Genomic DNA, 18,135 nt, shown 5'->3' with positions numbered 1-18,135 from the left:
CGGAATTCGGCGGGCGGTTCGGGTGCCGGCGGTAGGGGTTCCGGGGGATCGGTTCCGCCGGAACCCGATCCCCCGGTTCGCCCGGCGTTCAGCGGACGGGGATGAGGACTCCGGGGCTGAGCACGCCGGACGGGTCGACCTCGGCCTTCACGGCCTGGAGCATACGGATGCCGAGCGGGCCGATCTCCCGGGCGTACCAGTCCCGGTGGTCGGTGCCGACGCCGTGGTGGTGGCTGATGGTGCCGCCGGCGGCCAGGATCGCGTCGTTGGCGGCCTGCTTGACCGGGGCCCAGTGCGCGACCGCGTCCTCGCCCTGCGCGGAGACGACGGTGAAGTAGAGCGAGGCGCCGTTCTCGTAGGTGTGCGAGATGTGGCACATGACGAGCGGCGGGGTGCCGGCCGCGGTGAGCGTGCCGGTCAGCGCGGAGCGCACGGCCGTGTAGAGGCCGGGGATCGCGGACCAGAAGGCGGCCGTCTCCAGCGTCTCGGCGAAGGCGCCGGCGTCGAGGAGGGCGTCGCGCAGGTAGGGCGCGTTGTAGCGGCCGTGCTCCCACTTGTCGCCGGGCTCCTCGCCGAGGTACTCGCCGCCGGAGGCGAGCAGCACCTCGCGGGCGGCGGCGCGGCGGGCCGCGGTCTCGGCCTCGGTGCCCTCGTAGCCGACGATCGCCATGCAGCCCGGGTTCTGCGGGAGTTCGGTGCTGCCGATGGCGTCCGGCTGGGCCAGGCCGATGAAGGTCTCCGACTCGTCGGACAGGCGCAGCACGGTGGGCCGCGGACCGTCCTGGGCGAGGCGGCGCAGGGCGGCGGTGCCGGCGGCGAAGTCGGCGAAGCGCCAGCCCTCGTAGACGCGCTTGGCGGGCAGCGGGCGGATGCGGACGGTCACGGCGGTGATCACGCCGAGGGCGCCCTCGGAGCCGAGGATCAGCTGGCGCAGGTCGGGGCCGGCCGCGGAGCGCGGGGCGCGTCCGGTCTCCAGGGTGCCTTCGGGGGTGGCGACGGTGAGGGCGAGGACCATCTCGTCAAAGCGGCCGTAGCCGGCGGACGCCTGGCCGCTGGAGCGGGCCGCGGCGAAGCCGCCGACGGACGCCCACTCGAAGGACTGCGGGAAGTGGCCGAGGGTCCAGCCCCGCTCGTTGAGCAGCGCCTCGCACTGCGGGCCGCGCAGTCCGGGCTGCAGGGTCGCGGTGCGGGACTCCTCGTCGAGGGCGAGGAGCTGGTCGAGACGGCGCAGGTCGAGGGCGACGAAGGGCCGCTTGGTGGTGGGCGCGAGGCCGCCGACGACGGAGGTGCCGCCGCCGAACGGGACGGCGGCGAGGCCGTGGTCGGCGCAGGCGCGCAGCACGGCCAGGACCTCGTCGTGGCTGCCGGGGAGCACGACGGCGGCGGGGGTGTCGGTGACCTCGCCGGCGCGGATGCGCAGCAGGTCGGGGGTGGACTTGCCGCGGGTGTGCCGGATGCGGCTCTCGGCGTCCTCGCGCAGGGCGTCCGGGGCGGCGAGGGCCGCCGACAGGGCGGTGCGGGCGGCGTCGGTGAGGGCCGGGGCGGGCGGTTCGATGTCGGCGAGGCCGGCCGGGCCGCTCTCGCGCGGGGTGACGCCGAGCAGGTCCCGCAGCAGGCCGGTCACCGCGTCGGGCAGCGGGGCCGCCTTGGCCGGGTCGCCCCAGCCGCTCCACAACATGTCCACTTCGAAGTTCCTCACGGTGCTGTGCACGGTCGGTGCTGTTCAGGGTCTGTTTCGGGGGTCTGTCTCAGGGTCCGGTTCGGGGTCGGCGCTGCCGTTCGGCCCGTCCTGCCATTACACTGTGACAGATGACGCCCATTCGTCACAACGCCTCGGACGCAGATTCCGTACTCGACGCCGCCCGCGACTGCGTCCTCGCCGTCGGCGTACGCCGCACCACGCTCACCGACGTCGCCCGGCGCGCGGGCGTGTCCCGGATGACGATCTACCGCCGCTGGCCCGACGTGAACAGCCTGGTCGGCGACCTGATGACCCGGGAGTGGATCGCGGTGGCGGCCGGCGCCATGCCGCCGGCCGACGACCCGCGGCCCGTACGCGCCCGGATCGTCGCCGGACTGGTCGCGGGGGCCGCCGCGTTCCGCGCCCACCCGCTGTTCCACAAGATCCTCGACGTCGACCCCGAGCTGCTGCTTCCGTACATCCTCGACCGGCGCGGAGCCAGCCAGGAGGCACTCCTGGAACTCATCGCCGCGGCGCTCGACCAGGGCCACGAGGACGGCTCCGTCCGGCCCTGCCGCACGGACCTGCAGGCCCGGTCGCTGCTGCTCGTCGTCCAGTCCTTCACGCTCTCGCTGCGCACCATGACCGACGAGACCGATCCCGAACTGAGCGAAGCCGCCTTCCTGGACGAGCTGCGCACCCTGCTGGAGAGGACCCTCACCCCATGAACCCCACGAGCAGCCCCGCCCCCTCCCCCGCCCTGCCCGGCTCCTCGCTCGACGCCGGGCGGCGCCGCCGGGAGCTGGACCGGCTGGCGGACGGTGCGGAAGTCGACGTGCTGGTCGTCGGCCTCGGCGCCACCGGAGCCGGAGCCGCCCTCGACGCGGCGACCCGCGGGCTCTCCGTGGCCGCGATCGACGCCCACGACCTCGCCTTCGGCACCTCCCGCTGGAGCTCCAAGCTGATCCACGGGGGACTGCGCTACCTCGCCTCCGGGCAGCTCGACGTCGCCCACGAGAGCGCGGTCGAGCGCGGCATCCTCATGGAGCGCACGGCCCCCCATCTGGTCCGCGCCCAGCCCTTCGTGCTGCCGCTGACGCCGCTGGTCAGCCGCGCCCAGGCCGCTCTCGTCCGGGCCGGTTTCCTCGCGGGCGACATGCTGCGGGTCGCCGCCCGCACCTCGCGCCGCACGCTGCCGCAGCCGCGTACGCTCTCCGCCGTCGAGACCCGGCACCTCGCGCCGGCCCTGCGCGCCACCGGGCTGCGCGGCGGACTGCTCTCCTGGGACGGCCAGCTCTCCGACGACGCGCGCCTGGTGACCGCGATCGCCCGCACCGCGGCCGCCCACGGCGCGAGCGTCCTCACCCGCACCCGCGCCCTGGAGCTCCACCGCGACGGTGCGCTGGTCCGGGACGAGACCACCGGCCAGGAGCTGACCCTCCGCGCCCGCGCCGTCGTCAACGCGGCCGGGGTGTGGGCGGGCGGCCTCGTCGACGACATCCGGCTGCGGCCCTCCCGCGGCACCCATCTCGTGCTGCGCTCCGAGGACCTCGGCCGGCTCTCCGCCGGTCTGCACATCCCGATCCCCGGCGAGACCAACCGCTTCGTGCTGGTCCTGCCGCAGGGCGACGGACGGGTGTACGTGGGCCTCACCGACGAGCCCGTCGACGGCGACATCCCGGACGTGCCGGAGGTCCCGGAGACCGACATCGGCTTCCTCCTGGACGTCCTGGGCTCCGCGCTCGACGTCACCGTCCAACGCGGCGACGTGGTGGGGGCGTTCGCCGGTCTGCGCCCGCTGCTCGACACGAGCGGCCAGGGCGGCAGCACCGCCGACATCTCGCGCAAGCACGCCGTGCTCACCTCGCCCGACGGCGTCGTCACGGTCGTCGGCGGCAAGCTGACCACGTACCGGCGAATGGCGCAGGACGCCGTCGACGCGGCCGTGGCCGCGAGCGGACTGAGCGCGGGCCCGTGCCGCACCGCGTCGCTGCCCCTCGTCGGCGCCGCCCGGCCGCAGACGCTGGCCCGGCTCGACGCCCCGGCGCGGCTCGTGCGCCGTTACGGCTCCGAGGCGCCGGCCGTGCACGCCCTCGGCGTCGCCGACCCCGCGCTCGCCGAGCCGGTCGTGCCCGGGCACCCGGTGACCGGCGCCGAACTGCTGTGGGCCGTCCGCCACGAGGGTGCCCTCGACACCGCCGACCTCCTCGACCGCCGCACCCGCATCGGGCTCGTGCCCGAGGACCGGGCGAAGGCCGAGCAGGCGGCCCGCGACGCCCTCGCCCGCACCGACTGAGCGAGGACAACTCCCGTGCTCCCGCGGGCGGCATTGAGGCAGGATTCCTCCGGTGCGTCACGGACCGCGGCCGGCGGCCCGGACGCAGCCGGCCGACCGTTTGTGAACAAGGAGAGTCCGACGTTGAATCCCGCATACCCGCTGGTGCGCACCGACCGTCCGGTCCCCGACGCCGAGCGCGAGGCCGTGCTGGCCGCGCCCGGTTTCGGCCGGCACTTCACCGACCACATGGCCTCGGCGGTCTGGACGCCGGAGGCGGGGTGGCACGAGCGCGGGGTCGGCGCGCTGAAGCCGTTCTCGCTCCATCCGAGCGCGGCCGTGCTGCACTACGCGCAGGAGATATTCGAGGGCCTGAAGGCGTACCGGCACGCCGACGGCAGCGTCTGGCTGTTCCGGCCCGAGCTCAACGCGCGCCGCTTCGCGCGGTCCGCGGAGCGCATGGGGCTGCCCGAGCTGCCCGCCGAGGACTTCCTGGCGAGCATCGAGGCGCTGGTGCGCGCGGACGAGGCGTGGGTGCCGGTGTCGGAGGGCGAGGAGAGCCTCTACCTCCGTCCGTTCATGTTCGCCGCGGAGGCGTTCCTCGGCGTCCGGCCGGCCGAGCGCGTCGTCTACTCGGTCATCGCCTGCCCGGCACAGGCGTACTTCGCCTCGGGTGCGGCCGGCATCACCCTCTGGGTCAGCACCACCTACACGCGCGCGGCCAAGGGCGGCACGGGCGCGGCGAAGTGCGGCGGCAACTACGCGTCGAGCCTCGCCGCCCAGACCGAGGCGCAGCGGCACGGCTGCGACCAGGTGCTCTACCTGGACAGCACGGGCGACGACGGCTGCATCGAGGAGTCCGGGACGATGAACCTGTTCGTGGTCACCTCCGACGGCGAGCTGATCACCCCGGCGCTCGGCACCATCCTGGAGGGCGTGACCCGCGACTCCGTCCTGGCGCTCGCCCATGAGTTCGGCCTGACGCCGGTCGAACGGCCGGTGAACTTCAAGGAGTTGAGCGCGGGCATCACCGACGGCACCGTGACGGAGATGTTCGCCGCGGGCACCGCCGCCGTGATCACCCCGATCACCGGCATCAAGGGCGAGGGCCACTCGCTCACGATCGGCGACGGCAAGCCGGGCGAGCGGACGGCGGCGCTGCGCGAGCGGGTCCTCGGCATCCAGTACGGCAGGAGCGAGGACACCTACGGCTGGCTGCACCGGGTGTCGTAGGACTCCGGTGACGGCGGCCGGTGCCCGGCCCCATGGGGGACGGCCGGGCACCGGCCGCCGTGCACGCCGCAGGTCCGGCGTCACTGCGCGCCGAAGACCTGGGTCCAGTAGGGGCCGCCGGCGGAGTGGATGCCGATGCCGATCTCGCGGAACGAGCAGTTGAGGATGTTGGCGCGGTGGCCGGGGCTGTTCATCCAGGAGTCCATCACCTCGGCCGGGGTGCGCTGGCCCTTGGCGATGTTCTCGCCGTACGTCGACCAGCGGTAGCCGGCCGCGGTGACGCGTTCGCCGGGGCCGTCGCCGTCCGGGTTGGTGTGGTCGAAGAAGTCCCGCGCGGCCATGTCGTCGGAGTGGCCCTGCGCGGCCCTGGTCAGCAGGGCGTTCTCGGTGACCGGCCCGCAACCCGCCTTCGCCCGCTCGGCGTTGACCAGGTCGATCACCTGGCCCGACTCGGTCGGGGAGGTGGGGGCCGGCGTGGTGGGCGCCGCGCTCGTGGGGCGCGGCGGCCGCGACCGGGTCGGGGCGGGCCTGGCGGCCGTCCGGGTCGGGGCGGGCTTGGGCCGGTGGCTCGCCGTGGGGCTGGGGGCCGGGGACGGGGTCGTGCTCTCGGTCGGTTCGACGGAGGGCGTGGGCGTCACCGGGAGCGTGGCGGTGTCCGGGGCCGACGCCTGGGTCACCTCGTCGGGGTCCGCGGCGCCGTCGCCGGGGCCGCTGAACAGGTGGAAGGCGCCGCCGGTGACGGCCACCACCGCGAGGCCCGCGGCGGCGACGGCACGCCGGCGGCCGCGCCGGCGCTGTTCCGCCTTGCGGCGGGCGCCGCGCGGTCCCGGTCCGGCGGCGTGCCGGGCCGCGCTCGTACGGGACGCGGAGGCGGAGGCGGAGGCGGGCACGGATGCCGATGCCGGGGCGGAGGCGGCGGCGAGGCCGAGGCCGGCGCTCTCGCGGACGCCGGCGAGCAGCAGCGCCGCCGGGGGCACGAGCAGCAGTCCGGCGAGCAGCCCCTCGGCGGGGACGAGTCCGTGCCAGAGTCCGGCGCAGTGCGGGCAGGTGCGGGCGTGGCGGGCTATGCGCTTGCGCCACAGCGCCGAGGGGTGGCCGTCCCAGGCGCCGAGCCCGGAGCGCAGCGTGGGGCACAGCGGATCGGCGGACAGGGCGCGCACGACGATCCGGGCGGTCTCCAGGCGCTCCTTCATCCGCTGCACGCGGACGGCGGTGTGCTCCGGGGTCAGTTCCAGGGCGGCGGCGACCTCGTGGCGGCTGAGTTCACCGGCGCATTCCAGCCACCACAGGGAGAGCAGGGCACTGTCCTCGGGTTCCATCCAGCGGGTGGCCTCGGCGGTCTCACGGCGCTGGCCGGACAGCTGGAGCCGGGCCACGGTGAGCTCGACGAAGTCGGCGCCCGGGTGGGCGAGGTCGCGGGCGTCGTCGAGGGCGCCGGTGGGGTGACCGGTGCCGCTGCGCTGCCAGTGGGCCCGGAGGGTGTTCATGGCGATGGCGACGAGCCAGGAACGGAAGCTGTCCGGGGCGCGCAGGGTGCCGAGGCCGCCGAGGGCACGCAGCATGGTCTCCTGCACGACGTCGTCGACGTCGTGGTGTCCGTTCATCGCCCGGCCCACGATGTTGTAGACGAGCGGCAGATGGGCGGCGACGAGCCGGTCCCGCGCCGCCGGGTCGCCGTTCTGCGCGGCCCTCACCAGCTCCGTACCGACCATGGTCACCGTCCCCGTCGCCGCCGTCATGCCCTGCTTCATCCTGTTCGTCCTGCCTGTTGCCGATGCCCTACGACTGGGAGACCGCCGGACGGTCACCCGATAACGGAAATCGCCGAAGAACTTTTCGAGCCCGCTCCGAGCGGGCCGGCACCGCCCGACGCCGGGTCAAGAACGGTAAAAATCCCGGGAATTGGTCTACGCCAATCATCGTCGCCATGGGCAGGGGAAACGGTGACGGCGAGCACCGTCCGGTCCACCCCTCGTTTGGTCCAGACCATTGACCCGCCCTGCGACGCGCCGCTATCTCCTTACCGACCCCACCACCCGACCCCTCACACCCCTGGGACTGACATGAGACGCACGCGCTCCCTGCGCGCGGTCATCGCGGCCGTCACCACCGCCGTCGCCGCGGCCGGCCTGACCGCCCTCGGCGGCGGCACCGCCCAGGCGGCGACCCCGCTGCCGGCACGGGTGTTCGCCCCGTACTTCGAGGCGTGGACCGGCGAGAACCCCGCCGCCCTCGCCGCCGCGTCCGGCACCAAGCACCTCACGATGGCGTTCCTGCAGACCGCCACGAAGGGTTCGTGCACGCCGTACTGGAACGGCGACACCGGCATGCCGATCTCGTCGGCCGTCTTCGGCAACGACATCAAGACGATCCAGGGCCGCGGCGGTGACGTGATCCCCTCGTTCGGCGGCTACACCGCGGACACCACGGGCACCGAGATCGCGGACAGCTGCACGGACGTCAACCAGATCGCGGACGCCTACGAGAAGGTGCTCACGACCTACGACGTGACCCGGCTCGACATGGACATCGAGGTCGACTCGCTGGACAACAGCGCCGGCATCGACCGCCGCAACAAGGCCATCAAGATCCTCCAGGACCGGGCGGCCGCCGCCGGACGCAAGCTGGAGATCTCCTACACCCTGCCGACCACGACCACGGGTCTCGCCGCGAGCGGGCTGGGCGTCGTGAAGAACGCCGTGAGCAACGGCGCGCGGGTCGACGTCGTGAACCTCATGACGTTCGACTACTACGACAACGCCGCGCACGACATGGCCAAGGACACCCAGACGGCGGCCACCGGGCTCTACAACCAGCTGGCCAAGGTGTACCCGGCGAAGACCTCCGCCCAGCTGTGGGGCATGGTCGGCGTCACCGAGATGATCGGCGTCGACGACTTCGGCCCGGCCGAGACCTTCACCCTGGCCAACGCGCGCACGGTCTACGACTGGGCCGTGTCCAAGGGCATCAACACGCTGTCCTTCTGGGCACTGCAGCGCGACAACGGCGGCTGCGCGGGCGGCGCGGCCGCCGACAACTGCTCCGGCATCGCGCAGAACACCTGGGACTTCAGCCACGTCTTCGCCCCCTTCACGAGCGGCACGACCGCGCCGGCCGACGACTTCTCGCTGACGGCCGGCCCCGCCTCCGGCACGGTGACGGCGGGCGCCACGGCCACCACCACCATCGGCACGGCGGTCACCTCGGGCGCGGCCCAGTCGGTGAGCCTCTCGGCGAGCGGCCTGCCCGCGGGCGTCACCGCCTCCTTCAGCCCGGCCTCGGTCACGGCGGGCGGCTCCTCGACGCTCTCGCTCGCCACCACCACGGCGGCGGTCTCGGGGACGTACCAGATCACGGTCACGGGCTCCGGCCCCTCGGCCGCGCACACCGCCACGTACACGCTGACGGTCACCGGCGGCAGCGGCCACCAGTGCACCGCCGCCCCGTGGTCCAAGACCACGGTCTACACGGGCGGCCAGCAGGTCTCCCACAAGGGCCACACCTGGAAGGCCAAGTGGTGGACGCTGGGCGAGGAGCCCGGCACGACCGGCGAGTGGGGCGTCTGGCAGGACCTCGGCGCCTGCTGAACCACGTGCTGAGCCGACTGCCGTAGGCGCGAGGAGCACCGGGGCCGGTGCCGGGGGATCCCTCCCGGCACCGGCCCCGTCGCATGCCCCCGTCCCGCTCGTTGACAGCGCCGCGCCGGCCTCCCGATACTGACTGATGGTTCAGTCAGTAGAGGCGCTCATCCCCGCATGGAGGCACCATGTCCGACCTCCCCACCGAGCTCGTTCCCCTCACCCCCGAGCAGCGGGGCATCGTCGAGCTCACCCGGACCTTCGCGCGCGAGGAGATCCGCCCGCGGGCGCGCGCCGTGGACGAGGCCGACGTCGAGACGCCGTGGGACCTGTGGCAGAAGGCGGCCAAGGTCGGGATCACCGGCTTCATGCTGCCGGAGGAGTACGGGGGCGGCGGGTTCACCGACGTGTTCACGCAGTGCCTGGTGCAGGAGGAGCTGTGCGTGGGCGACCTCGGCATCGGGAACCTGCTCTGCTCCAACGGCTTCTTCGCCGACCCGCTCCTCGAACTCGGCACCGAGGAGCAGAAGCGCGTCTGGCTCACCCCGCTCACCGGGGCCGACACCCCGATGACCGCGCTCGCGACGACCGAGCCCGGGGCCGGCTCGGACGCCGCGTCCATGGTCACCACCGCGACCCGCACCGACGGCGGCTACCTCCTCAACGGCCAGAAGGCGTGGATCTCCAACGCCGGCGAGGCCGAGCAGTACGTCGTCTTCGCCAAGACGGACCCCGCGCAGCGCTCCCGGGGCGTGACCGCGTTCCTGCTGCGCAAGGACACGCCCGGCGTCGGCTTCGGCGAGCCGATGCGGAAGATGGGACAGCGCGCCATCGTCTGCCGGGAGATCTTCTTCGCCGACGCCTTCGCGCCCGAGGAGAACCGGCTCGGCGCCGAGGGCCAGGGCTTCGCCGGCCTGATGCGGACCTTCGACATCTCGCGCACCGTCCTCGGCGCCGCCGCGACCGGCGTGGCCCGGGCCGCGTACGAGTACGCCCGCGACTACGCCCGCACCCGGCAGCAGTTCGGCAAGCCGATCATCGAGCACCAGGCGGTCGCCTTCCGGCTCGCCGACATGCGCACCCGTGTCGAGCAGGCCCGGCTGATGACCTGGCGCGCCGCCAAGCGCCTCGACGCGGGCCTGACCGCCACGACCGAGGCCGCCATGGCCAAGCTGACCGCCTCGGAGACCGCCGCGTACTGCACCTGGGCCGCGGTCCAGACGCTCGGCGGCTGGGGCTACTCGCGCGAGTACCCGGTCGAGCAGTGGATGCGGGACGCCAAGCTGGAGGAGATCGAGGAGGGCACCTCGGACATCATGCGGCTCGTCATCTCCCGGGGTCTGTGATGGCCGCCCCCGACGGCACGAGCCCCACCGGCGGCGTCAGCCCCACCGGCGGCTTCAGCACCACCAACGGTACGAGCCTTACGGACGGCGTCAGCCCCACCGGCGGCACGAGCCTTACCGGCGGCACGAGCCTTACCGGCGGCACGAGCCTTACCGGCGGCGAGGCACTTGTCCGCGCGCTCGCCGCGCACGGCGTGACCGACGCCTTCGGTATCCCCGGCACCCACAACCTGGAGATCTACCGCCACCTCCAGGCGTACGGCATACGCCATGTGACGCCTCGTCACGAGCAGGGCGCCGGGTACGCGGCCGACGGCTACGCCCGCGCGTCCGGGCGGCCCGGTGTCGCGATCACCACCACCGGGCCCGCGCTCCTCAACATCGCGGCCGCCGTGGGCCAGGCCTACTCCGACAGCGTGCCGCTGCTCGTCGTCTCCCCCGGCATGCCGCTGCGCCACCCCCGCCAGTCCACCGGGCTGCTCCACGAGATGCGCAGCCAGACCGAGGCGCTGCGCGGTGTCGCCGCCTTCAGCCACCGGGTGTCGTCGGTCGACGAGATCGGCGCGGCGGTCGCACGCGCCTTCGCCCTGTTCCGTACGGGGCGGCCGCGGCCCGCGCACATCGAGGTGCCGCTGGATCTCCTGGAGGCCGTGGAGCCCGCCGGCCCGGTACGGCTCGCACCGCCCGCCGGTCCGTCACTCCCGGACCCGGCCGCGATGGAGGCGGCGGCCGTCGCCCTGCGCACCGCCCGGCGCCCCGCGCTGGTCCTCGGCGGCGGGGCGCGGGCGGCGGGCGCGGAGTGCCTGGCGCTCGCCGAGGCCCTCGGTGCGCCCGTGGTCACGACGGCCAACGGCAAGGGCACCGTCGACGAACGGCACCCGCTGTCGCTCGGCGTCTCCCTGCACAGTCCGGCCGTGCAGAAGTGGCTCGCGGACCGGGACGCCGTACTCGCCGTCGGCACGGAACTGGCCGAGTCCGACGTCTGGAGCCCGCTACCGCCCCTGGCGGGCGCGCTGCTGCGGGTCGACATCGACCCGGCGCAGATGTACGCGGGACTGCCGGCGGACGTGGCCCTGGTGGGCGACGCGCGGGCGGTGCTCCGCGCGCTGCTCGCCGCGCTGCGGCCCGGAGGGGCGTGTGAGGCAGGCGAGGCGAGCGGGGTCGCGGACCGGGCGACGGACGCGGCGGCCTGGGCCGCGGCGGCCTCGGACGCGGCGGCCTCGGACGCGGCGGCCTGGGCCGCGCCGGCCTCGCACGCGGCGGCCAGTGCCACGCCGGCCTCGCACGCGGCGACACCGGCCGCGCCGGCCCCGGACGCACTGGCCTCAGGCGCACCGACCTCAGGCGCAGCGGCCCCCGTCGCGCCGGCCCCGGACATGGCCGGCGAGGTCGCGCGGCTCCGGGGTGTCCGCGACGACGAGACCCGGGGCCGGGACGCGCGCTGGGTGCCGTATCTGGGGGCGATGCGCCGTGTCCTCGCCGAGGACGCGGTCGTCACCTCCGACAGCGCGCAGTGCTGCTACTACGGGGCGCTCCCCCATCTGCCGCTCGGCCCCGGGGGCCGCTACCTCCACCCGACCGGGTTCGGCACGCTCGGCTACGCGCTGCCCGCCGCGATCGGCGCGAAGACCGCGTACCCGGGGCGGCAGGTCGTCGCGCTCAGCGGTGACGGCGGTCTGCAGTTCTCCGTGCAGGAGCTCGCGACCGCCGCGCAGTTGGGCGTGCCGCTGCCGGTCGTGGTCTTCGACAACGGCGGTTACGGCGAGATCCGCGAGGAGATGACGGCGCGCGGCGACCGGCCCACAGCCGTCGACCTGCCGGCCGTGGACCTGCCGGCACTCGCCCGCGCGTACGGCGGTCAGGGCACCGCGGTCCGCTCGCCGGACGAGCTCGCCGAAGCCCTCACCCTCGCGCTCGCCACCCCCGGCCCCACCCTCATCACCGTCCCCGAGGAGTCCCCCCGATGACGACCGTCACCCCCAACTCCCCTCTCATCTCCCTCACGTGGACGGACCACGTCACCGGCCGCCAGGGCTTTCTCGTCGTCGACCGGCTGGTGCGCGGGGTGTCCAGCGGCGGGCTGCGGATGCGCGCGGGCTGCACGCTCGACGAGGTCGCCGGGCTGGCCCGCGGCATGACGATGAAGGAGGCTTTGCACTACGACCCGGCGGGCCGCTACATCCCGCTGGGCGGCGCCAAGGGCGGCATCGACTGCGATCCGCGCGACCCCGGGGCGTACGGCGTGCTGGTCCGCTACCTGCGCGCGATGCGCCCGCACATCGAGCGTTTCTGGACCACCGGTGAGGACCTCGGCCTCACCCAGGACCTGGTCGACCGGGCCGCCGCCGAGGCGGGTCTGGTCTCCTCGATCCAGGCGGTCTATCCGCTGCTCGACGACGAGGTCGCGGCCCGGCGCCGGCTCGCCGACGCGTTCGCGGTGGACGTCGACGGCATCGGTCTCGACGAGCTGGCGGGCGGCTGCGGGGTCGCCGAGTCGGTGCTTGCCGCGCTCGACCGGGCCGGGGTGCCGCACGCGGGGACGCGGGTGGCGGTGCAGGGCTTCGGGACGATGGGCGGGGCGACCGCCCGCTTCCTGGCACGGGCCGGGCTCAGGGTCGTGGCGGTCGCCGACGTGAAGGGGACGATCGCGCATCCGGACGGCCTGGACGTGGAGGCGCTGCTGGCCGCGCGGGACGCGTACGGGACGGTGGACCGTACGGCCCTGCGGGCGGGCGACCGCGAGCTGCCGGGCGACGCCTGGCTGTCGGCGGACGCCGAGGTGCTCGTCCCGGCGGCCGTCTCGTATGCGATCGACGCCGCCAACCAGGCGCTGATCAGGGCCCGTTGGATCGTCGAGGCGGCCAACATGCCGGTCCTGCCGGAAGCGGAGGAGCTGCTGGCCGCGCGCGGCATCGGCGTGCTCCCGGACGTCGTCGTGAACTCGGCCACCAACGCCTGGTGGTGGTGGACCCTCTTCGGTGACATCGAGGCCGACGCCGAGCAGGCGTTCGCGCACATCCGGCGCTCGATGCGCGCGCTCGTCGAGCAGGTCCTGGAGCGGGCCGAACGCGAGGGGACCACGCCGCGGGCCGCCGCGCACGGTGTCGTCGCGGACCGGCTGCCGGTGATCGCCGAGCGCTTCGGCTGGTACGCGTGAGAGCGGCGGCGGCCGGCCCGGGCGCCCCGGCTCCCCTGGGCACCGCGGATGCACTGGGCACCGCGGATCCCCTGGGCACCGCAGATGCACTGGGCACCGCGGATTCCCCGGGCGCTGCGAATTCCCTGGGCGCCGCCGATTCCTCAGGCGCCCCGGATGCCCAGGGCGCCGCGGACACCCCGGCAGCGCCGGATTCCCCGGGCGCCCCTGATCCCCTGGCCGCGCTGTTCGACCCGCGCTCGGTCGCGGTCGTCGGGGCCTCCGCGAACCCGGCCAAGTGGGGGTACTGGCTGGCGTCCGGCGCGCTCGCCGGGCGGGCCCGGCGCTCGGTCCATCTGGTCAACCACCGGGGCGGCGGTCTGGACGGCGTGCCGTTCCTGCCGGACATCGGGGCGCTGCCGACGGCGCCCGAGCACATCGTGGTCGCGGTGCCGCCGCGGCAGGTGCGGTCCGTGGTCGTCGACGGGCTCGCGGCCGGGGCCCGCTGCTTCACCGTGATCACCTCCGGCGGCAGCGGCACGGCGGAGGAGCGGGAGCTCGCGGCGCTCGTCACGGCGCGGGGCGGGCGGCTGCTCGGCCCCAACTGCATGGGGGTCGTCGACACGACGACCGAACTCCGGCTCAGCTGGGGCGACTTCCCGGCCGGTTCGGTGGGCCTGGTGTCGCAGAGCGGCAATCTCGCCCTGGAGATCGGCCGGCTCCTCGGCCGCGCCGGGCAGGGCTTCTCGCGCTTCGTGTCGCTCGGCAACCAGCGCGACATCGACGCGGCCGACGCCCTCGCCTCGCTCGTCGCGCACGACGCGACCCGGGTGCTCGCCGCGTACGTGGAGGACTTCCGCGACGGGCGCCGGCTGGCCCGTACGCTGGCCGCCGCCCGCGCGGCCGGCAAACCCGTCCTGCTCCTCACCCTGGGCCGCAGCGAAGCCTCCGGCCGGGCCGCCGCCTCGCACACCGGCGCGCTGGTGAGCGCGCGGGCGGTGGTGGAGGCGGTGTGCCGGGACGCGGGGGCGCTGCTCGTCGAGTCGGCGGGCGAACTCGTGGACACAGCACTGCTGTTGACGTCCAGGGGCTCGCGTCCCCAGGCCGCGGGCCCCCTGCGGGTCGCGGTCGTCGGTGACAGCGGCGGGCAGGGCGCCCTCGCGGCCGACGCGCTCGTCGCGCGGGGCCTGGAGGTGCCGGTGCTCGACGAGGCGACGCGGGCCGCCGTCGAGGAGCGGCTGCCGGAGCGGGCCGGCTGCGGCAATCCCGTCGACCTCGCCGGTGCCGGCGAGGCGGATCTCCACAACTACGCCCGGATCTCACGCGCGCTGCTCGACGGCGGGGACACCGATGTCACGCTGCTCACCGGCTACTTCGGCGACTACGCCACCGCCAACCCCGACCAGGCCGAGCAGGAGTGCGCGGTCGCCCGGGAGCTGGCGGACGCGGGGCGCACGTCGGGGCGCCTGCTCGTCGTCCACACGATGGCGCGGGACACCCCGGCGCTCCGGGTGCTCCGCGAGGAGGGCGTCGCCGTCTACGAGCGGATCGAGCAGGCGGCGACGGCGCTCGCCCATGTGGCGCGACTCGGACGGACCACCACCCCGCTGGCGCCGCAGAGCCTGTCGACGGCCCCGACACCCGCCGCGCCTGCCGCACCCGTCCTGCCTCTCACGCCCGTCGCGGACGGCGGCTACGCGTCGATGCGTGCTCTGCTCTCCTCGTACGGACTCGCCTTCCCCGCCGCCGAGTTCGTCTCCGCCGACGACGAGGCGGCCGAGGCCGCCCGGAACCGGACTGGCTACCCGCTGGTCCTCAAGGCGATGGGCCTCGCCCACAAGACCGAGGCGGGCGGGGTCGCCCTGGGCATCGCCGACGAGGCCGGGCTGCGAGCCGCGTTCGCGCGGATGCGGGCCGCCACCGGCGCGACCGGGTACGCGGTGGAGGCGATGGCCGTCCAGCCGCACGCGGTCGAACTGATCGCCGGCGTGCGCCGCGACCCGGCGTTCGGTCCCGTCGCCATGGTCGGCATCGGCGGGGTGACCGCCGAACTGCTCGCCGACACCGCGCTCGCCCTCGCCCCGCTCACCCCGGCCCGCGCCCGCGCACTGCTCCTCTCGCTGCGCCACGCGCCGCTGCTCACCGGCTGGCGCGGGGCGCCCGCCGTCGACCTCGACGCCGCGGCGGACGCCCTGTGCGCGCTGGCGCGGGCCGCGGTCGAGCATCCCGAGCTCTCCGAGCTCGAAGTCAATCCCCTGCTGGTCCACCCGGGCGGCGCGGTCGCCCTCGACGCCCATGGAGTGCTGTCATGACCAGTTCCGACATGGGAGCGCGACGGCGCGGCGCCGCCCTCTGGGCCATCCCCGAGGCCCGCGCGGAGGTCGTCGCCACGGTTCCGGCGGGCCGCTTCGCCGACCCGGCGGACATCGCGGACGCGTCCCTGTTCCTCCTCGGCGACCGGGTCTCGTACCTGACGGGCGAGTGCCTGACGGTGGACGGCGGACAGTGGCTGGGCAAGCGGGTGTACGGACGCGGGGCGGCCGGCTGAGCCACCCGGCGACGGAAAAGGGGCGGTCCCGGACAGGGCCGCCCCTTTAAGCTCTGCCCGGGTCGCAAGGGGAGGTCCGGTGGAGAACATCACGGTGCAATGGGTCAAGACGTCCTGGACGAAGGAGTCCCGCGGCGGCCCGGCCGCCGCGCGCCGGAACGCGGCCCCGGTCGGTTTCGCGCCGCCGTCCCTGCCCGCCGACGTCGCCCACTTCGTCCACATGTCCGAGGACGACGGCTTCGCGCCGCGCGAGGGGCGGCGGGACCTCGACCGGGTCGGCGTCAGCCTGCGCGCCGACGGCACCCGCCTGCGCGTCCACGCCCGCGTGGAGCCGCTCTTCGGCCTCCCGCCCCGGCCCCGCCGGAAGCCCGCCGTCCGTCTGGAACCCGGCCAGTGGGTCCGCTGGCAGCTGAACTACCGGTTCAGCAAGGCCTCGGGCATGGGCGGCTGGTCGTACTGGCTGGACACCTTCAACATCGCGTACGGCCCCGTCGCACCGGACGTCTTCCTCTCCGAGCCGACCCTGCTCGTCGACGAGCGCGGCCCCGTGCGCTAGCCGGCACCGCCCGCTCCACGAGCGCGCGCGGACCGGCCGGGGGCTCCGGGGTGATCCCGGTACTCCCCGGCCGGCCCGCGCGCGGCGACGCTCGGCGTCAGGCCTTCGTACGCCGGGTCTTCGCGCCCAGCGCGTAGAACGCGAGGCCGATCGCCGCGATGACCAGGAGCGGCACGACCTGGCTCAGGGTGTAGGCGGCTCGCTCGCCCGCGAAGGCCGCCGGGAGGGAGTCGGCCGGGGAGCCGTCGGTGCCGAACCAGCCGACGCCGAAGCCGGGCCAGACGAGGACGACGACGGTGAAGGCGACGAGGCCGGTGGCGAGCGCGGTGACCGCCCAGAGGCCGGGCCGGCCGCCCGGGACGGCGTACGGGCGCGGGGTGTCGGGGTACTTGCGGCGCAGCGCGACCAGGCTGGGGAAGGTGATGACGTAGGAGATGAAGGTGGTGCTGATGGTCAGTCCGAGGCCCGCCGCGAAGTACTTCTCGCCGTCGCCCTCGGTCAGGTTGAGCGCGACCACGAGAAGGACCGAGGCGAGGACGGCCGACAGCAGGTTGACCCGTACCGGGGTGCCGTGCTTCTCGGAGATCTGGCCGAGCCAGGCGGGTCCGGCGCCGTCGGCGCAGGCCACGGCCTGCGCGCGATGGGCGCCCATGGCCCAGGTGACGCCGGAGGTGAGCAGGCCGATGATCAGACCGGCGGCGGCGATGCCGCCGAAGACGGCGCCCGCGCCGGTGAGGGTCACCGTGCCGTCGGCGGCGATGGAACCTCCGTAGACGGTGAAGACGGCCTTGCACGCGTCGATGAAGCCGCCGAGGCTGCCGATCCGCTCCGCGGGCAGGACGAACATGATGCCGAGGATCGGCCCGCCGTAGAGCAGCAGCGAGGCGAGGCCGGAGCGGAGGATCGCGAGCGGGATGTCGCGGCGCGGGTTGCGCATCTCCTCGGCGGCGGAGCTGGGCAGTTCGAAGCCGACGTAGTTGAAGATGAGGACGGGGACGAGGGCGACGAACCCGGCGTACGTGGGCGTGAACTCGGCGGCGGGCAGCGCGTGCACGCCGTTGCGGACGGCGTAGACGACGACCGAGACGAGGAAGAAGCCGAGGAGCACGATCCGGGCGACGGCGCCCGCGATGGGCACCCACTTGCCGACTCGGACGGACTGCACGACGGCGAGCGCGCCGCCCCAGATGAAGACGAGCCCGGCCGCGTACTTCCACAGGCCGGGCAGCGGGGTGAAGAACTCCTCCCAGGTGGTGAGGGCGATGATGCAGAGACTGCCGCCCACCCAGACCGGGTTGGAGACCCAGTAGAGGATCTGGTTGAGCCCTGCGGTGAGCCGGCCGAAGGCGAGCCGGGTCCACACGTACGGGCCGCCCTGGACGGGGAAGGCGGAGCCGAGCTCGGCGACGAGGAGTCCGTACGGGAGGAAGAAGAGCACGGCGAGGATCGCCATCCAGGTGAGGCCCTGCGGGCCCTGCGCGGCGACCGAGCCGATCGTGTCGAGTCCGACGAGCGTGCAGATGAGGAACAGCAGGACGTCGAAGCGGCGCAGCTCCTTGTGGAGCCTGCCGCGCTGTTCGTCCCAGCCCTCGGAGAGGTCGGGGGAACCGTCGGAGGCTCCGGCAGCGGGCCTGGGCTCGTCTGCTCTGCCGGCGGATACGGGTGCTTGGGTCACGGGCGGACTCCTACGGCGGTACGGCGGCACGGGGAGGGGGTCGTACGGACGCTGCACGGGGACGAACCGACACGCGACGGAGCTGACTGAGCCGACGGGACCGGCGG

13 protein-coding genes are annotated in these 18,135 nt (G+C 74.6%); 10 read left to right on the top strand and 3 right to left on the bottom strand.

The window, feature by feature from the left end; translation table 11 throughout:
• Positions 1–88: 88 nt before the first annotated feature.
• Positions 89–1,684, bottom strand: coding sequence for an FAD-binding oxidoreductase (locus ACIRSU_RS10565; protein ID WP_403790628.1), 1,596 nt, complete (start codon positions 1,682–1,684; stop codon positions 89–91).
• Positions 1,685–1,809: 125 nt separating this feature from the next.
• On the opposite strand from ACIRSU_RS10565, the gene ACIRSU_RS10560 reads away from it, so the two are divergent.
• From ACIRSU_RS10560 to ACIRSU_RS10550, 3 genes are all read left to right on the top strand, one after another.
• Positions 1,810–2,409, top strand: coding sequence for a TetR/AcrR family transcriptional regulator (locus ACIRSU_RS10560; protein ID WP_403790626.1), 600 nt, complete (start codon positions 1,810–1,812; stop codon positions 2,407–2,409).
• The gene (locus ACIRSU_RS10555) at positions 2,406–3,977 is read left to right on the top strand and encodes a glycerol-3-phosphate dehydrogenase/oxidase (RefSeq protein ID WP_403790624.1); all 1,572 of its coding nucleotides are present in this window, start codon (positions 2,406–2,408) and stop codon (positions 3,975–3,977) included. The genes ACIRSU_RS10560 and ACIRSU_RS10555 overlap by 4 nt, the downstream gene beginning before the upstream one ends.
• Before the next feature lie 123 nt (positions 3,978–4,100).
• Entirely contained in the window at positions 4,101–5,189 is a 1,089-nt protein-coding gene (locus ACIRSU_RS10550; RefSeq protein ID WP_403790622.1) for a branched-chain amino acid aminotransferase, read from the top strand.
• A gap of 80 nt (positions 5,190–5,269) precedes the next feature.
• Here the strand turns inward: ACIRSU_RS10550 and ACIRSU_RS10545 are convergent, their stop codons facing one another.
• The gene (locus tag ACIRSU_RS10545; protein WP_403790620.1) at positions 5,270–6,940 is read right to left on the bottom strand and encodes a sigma-70 family RNA polymerase sigma factor; all 1,671 of its coding nucleotides are present in this window, start codon (positions 6,938–6,940) and stop codon (positions 5,270–5,272) included.
• A gap of 312 nt (positions 6,941–7,252) precedes the next feature.
• On the opposite strand from ACIRSU_RS10545, the gene ACIRSU_RS10540 reads away from it, so the two are divergent.
• The 7 genes from ACIRSU_RS10540 to ACIRSU_RS10510 all read left to right on the top strand — a co-directional run bounded on the left by ACIRSU_RS10540 (position 7,253) and on the right by ACIRSU_RS10510 (position 16,353).
• On the top strand, positions 7,253–8,776 hold the full coding sequence (locus ACIRSU_RS10540) for a glycosyl hydrolase family 18 protein (protein WP_403790618.1): 1,524 nt from the start codon (positions 7,253–7,255) through the stop codon (positions 8,774–8,776).
• A 179-nt stretch (positions 8,777–8,955) separates the two neighbouring features.
• Positions 8,956–10,113, top strand: coding sequence for an acyl-CoA dehydrogenase family protein (locus ACIRSU_RS10535; protein WP_403790616.1), 1,158 nt, complete (start codon positions 8,956–8,958; stop codon positions 10,111–10,113).
• Complete coding sequence (locus tag ACIRSU_RS10530) at positions 10,113–12,080, top strand: thiamine pyrophosphate-dependent enzyme (RefSeq protein WP_403790614.1); 1,968 nt, start codon at positions 10,113–10,115, stop codon at positions 12,078–12,080. The genes ACIRSU_RS10535 and ACIRSU_RS10530 overlap by 1 nt, the downstream gene beginning before the upstream one ends.
• Positions 12,077–13,270: a Glu/Leu/Phe/Val dehydrogenase dimerization domain-containing protein gene (locus ACIRSU_RS10525; RefSeq protein WP_403790613.1), complete on the top strand. Its 1,194-nt coding sequence runs from the start codon at positions 12,077–12,079 to the stop codon at positions 13,268–13,270. Before ACIRSU_RS10530 ends, ACIRSU_RS10525 begins: the two co-directional genes overlap by 4 nt.
• A complete protein-coding gene (locus tag ACIRSU_RS10520) occupies positions 13,267–15,561 on the top strand; it encodes an acetate--CoA ligase family protein (RefSeq protein WP_403790611.1) in 2,295 nt (764 codons plus the stop codon). Before ACIRSU_RS10525 ends, ACIRSU_RS10520 begins: the two co-directional genes overlap by 4 nt.
• Positions 15,558–15,797, top strand: coding sequence for an SDR family oxidoreductase (locus tag ACIRSU_RS10515; protein ID WP_403790609.1), 240 nt, complete (start codon positions 15,558–15,560; stop codon positions 15,795–15,797). Before ACIRSU_RS10520 ends, ACIRSU_RS10515 begins: the two co-directional genes overlap by 4 nt.
• 79 nt (positions 15,798–15,876) lie before the next feature.
• The gene (locus tag ACIRSU_RS10510; protein ID WP_403790608.1) at positions 15,877–16,353 is read left to right on the top strand and encodes a hypothetical protein; all 477 of its coding nucleotides are present in this window, start codon (positions 15,877–15,879) and stop codon (positions 16,351–16,353) included.
• Positions 16,354–16,450: 97 nt separating this feature from the next.
• On the opposite strand, the gene ACIRSU_RS10505 is transcribed toward ACIRSU_RS10510, so the two are convergent.
• Positions 16,451–18,028, bottom strand: a complete 1,578-nt coding sequence (locus ACIRSU_RS10505; protein WP_403790606.1) for an APC family permease — start codon at positions 18,026–18,028, stop codon at positions 16,451–16,453.
• Positions 18,029–18,135: the final 107 nt, after the last annotated feature.

The organism is Streptomyces sp. NPDC101160, from assembly GCF_044768205.1.
In the GTDB taxonomy this organism is placed as follows: domain Bacteria; phylum Actinomycetota; class Actinomycetes; order Streptomycetales; family Streptomycetaceae; genus Streptomyces.
Note: the sequence above shows the minus strand (reverse complement) of the source record. Positions and strands in the feature narration are given on the sequence as shown.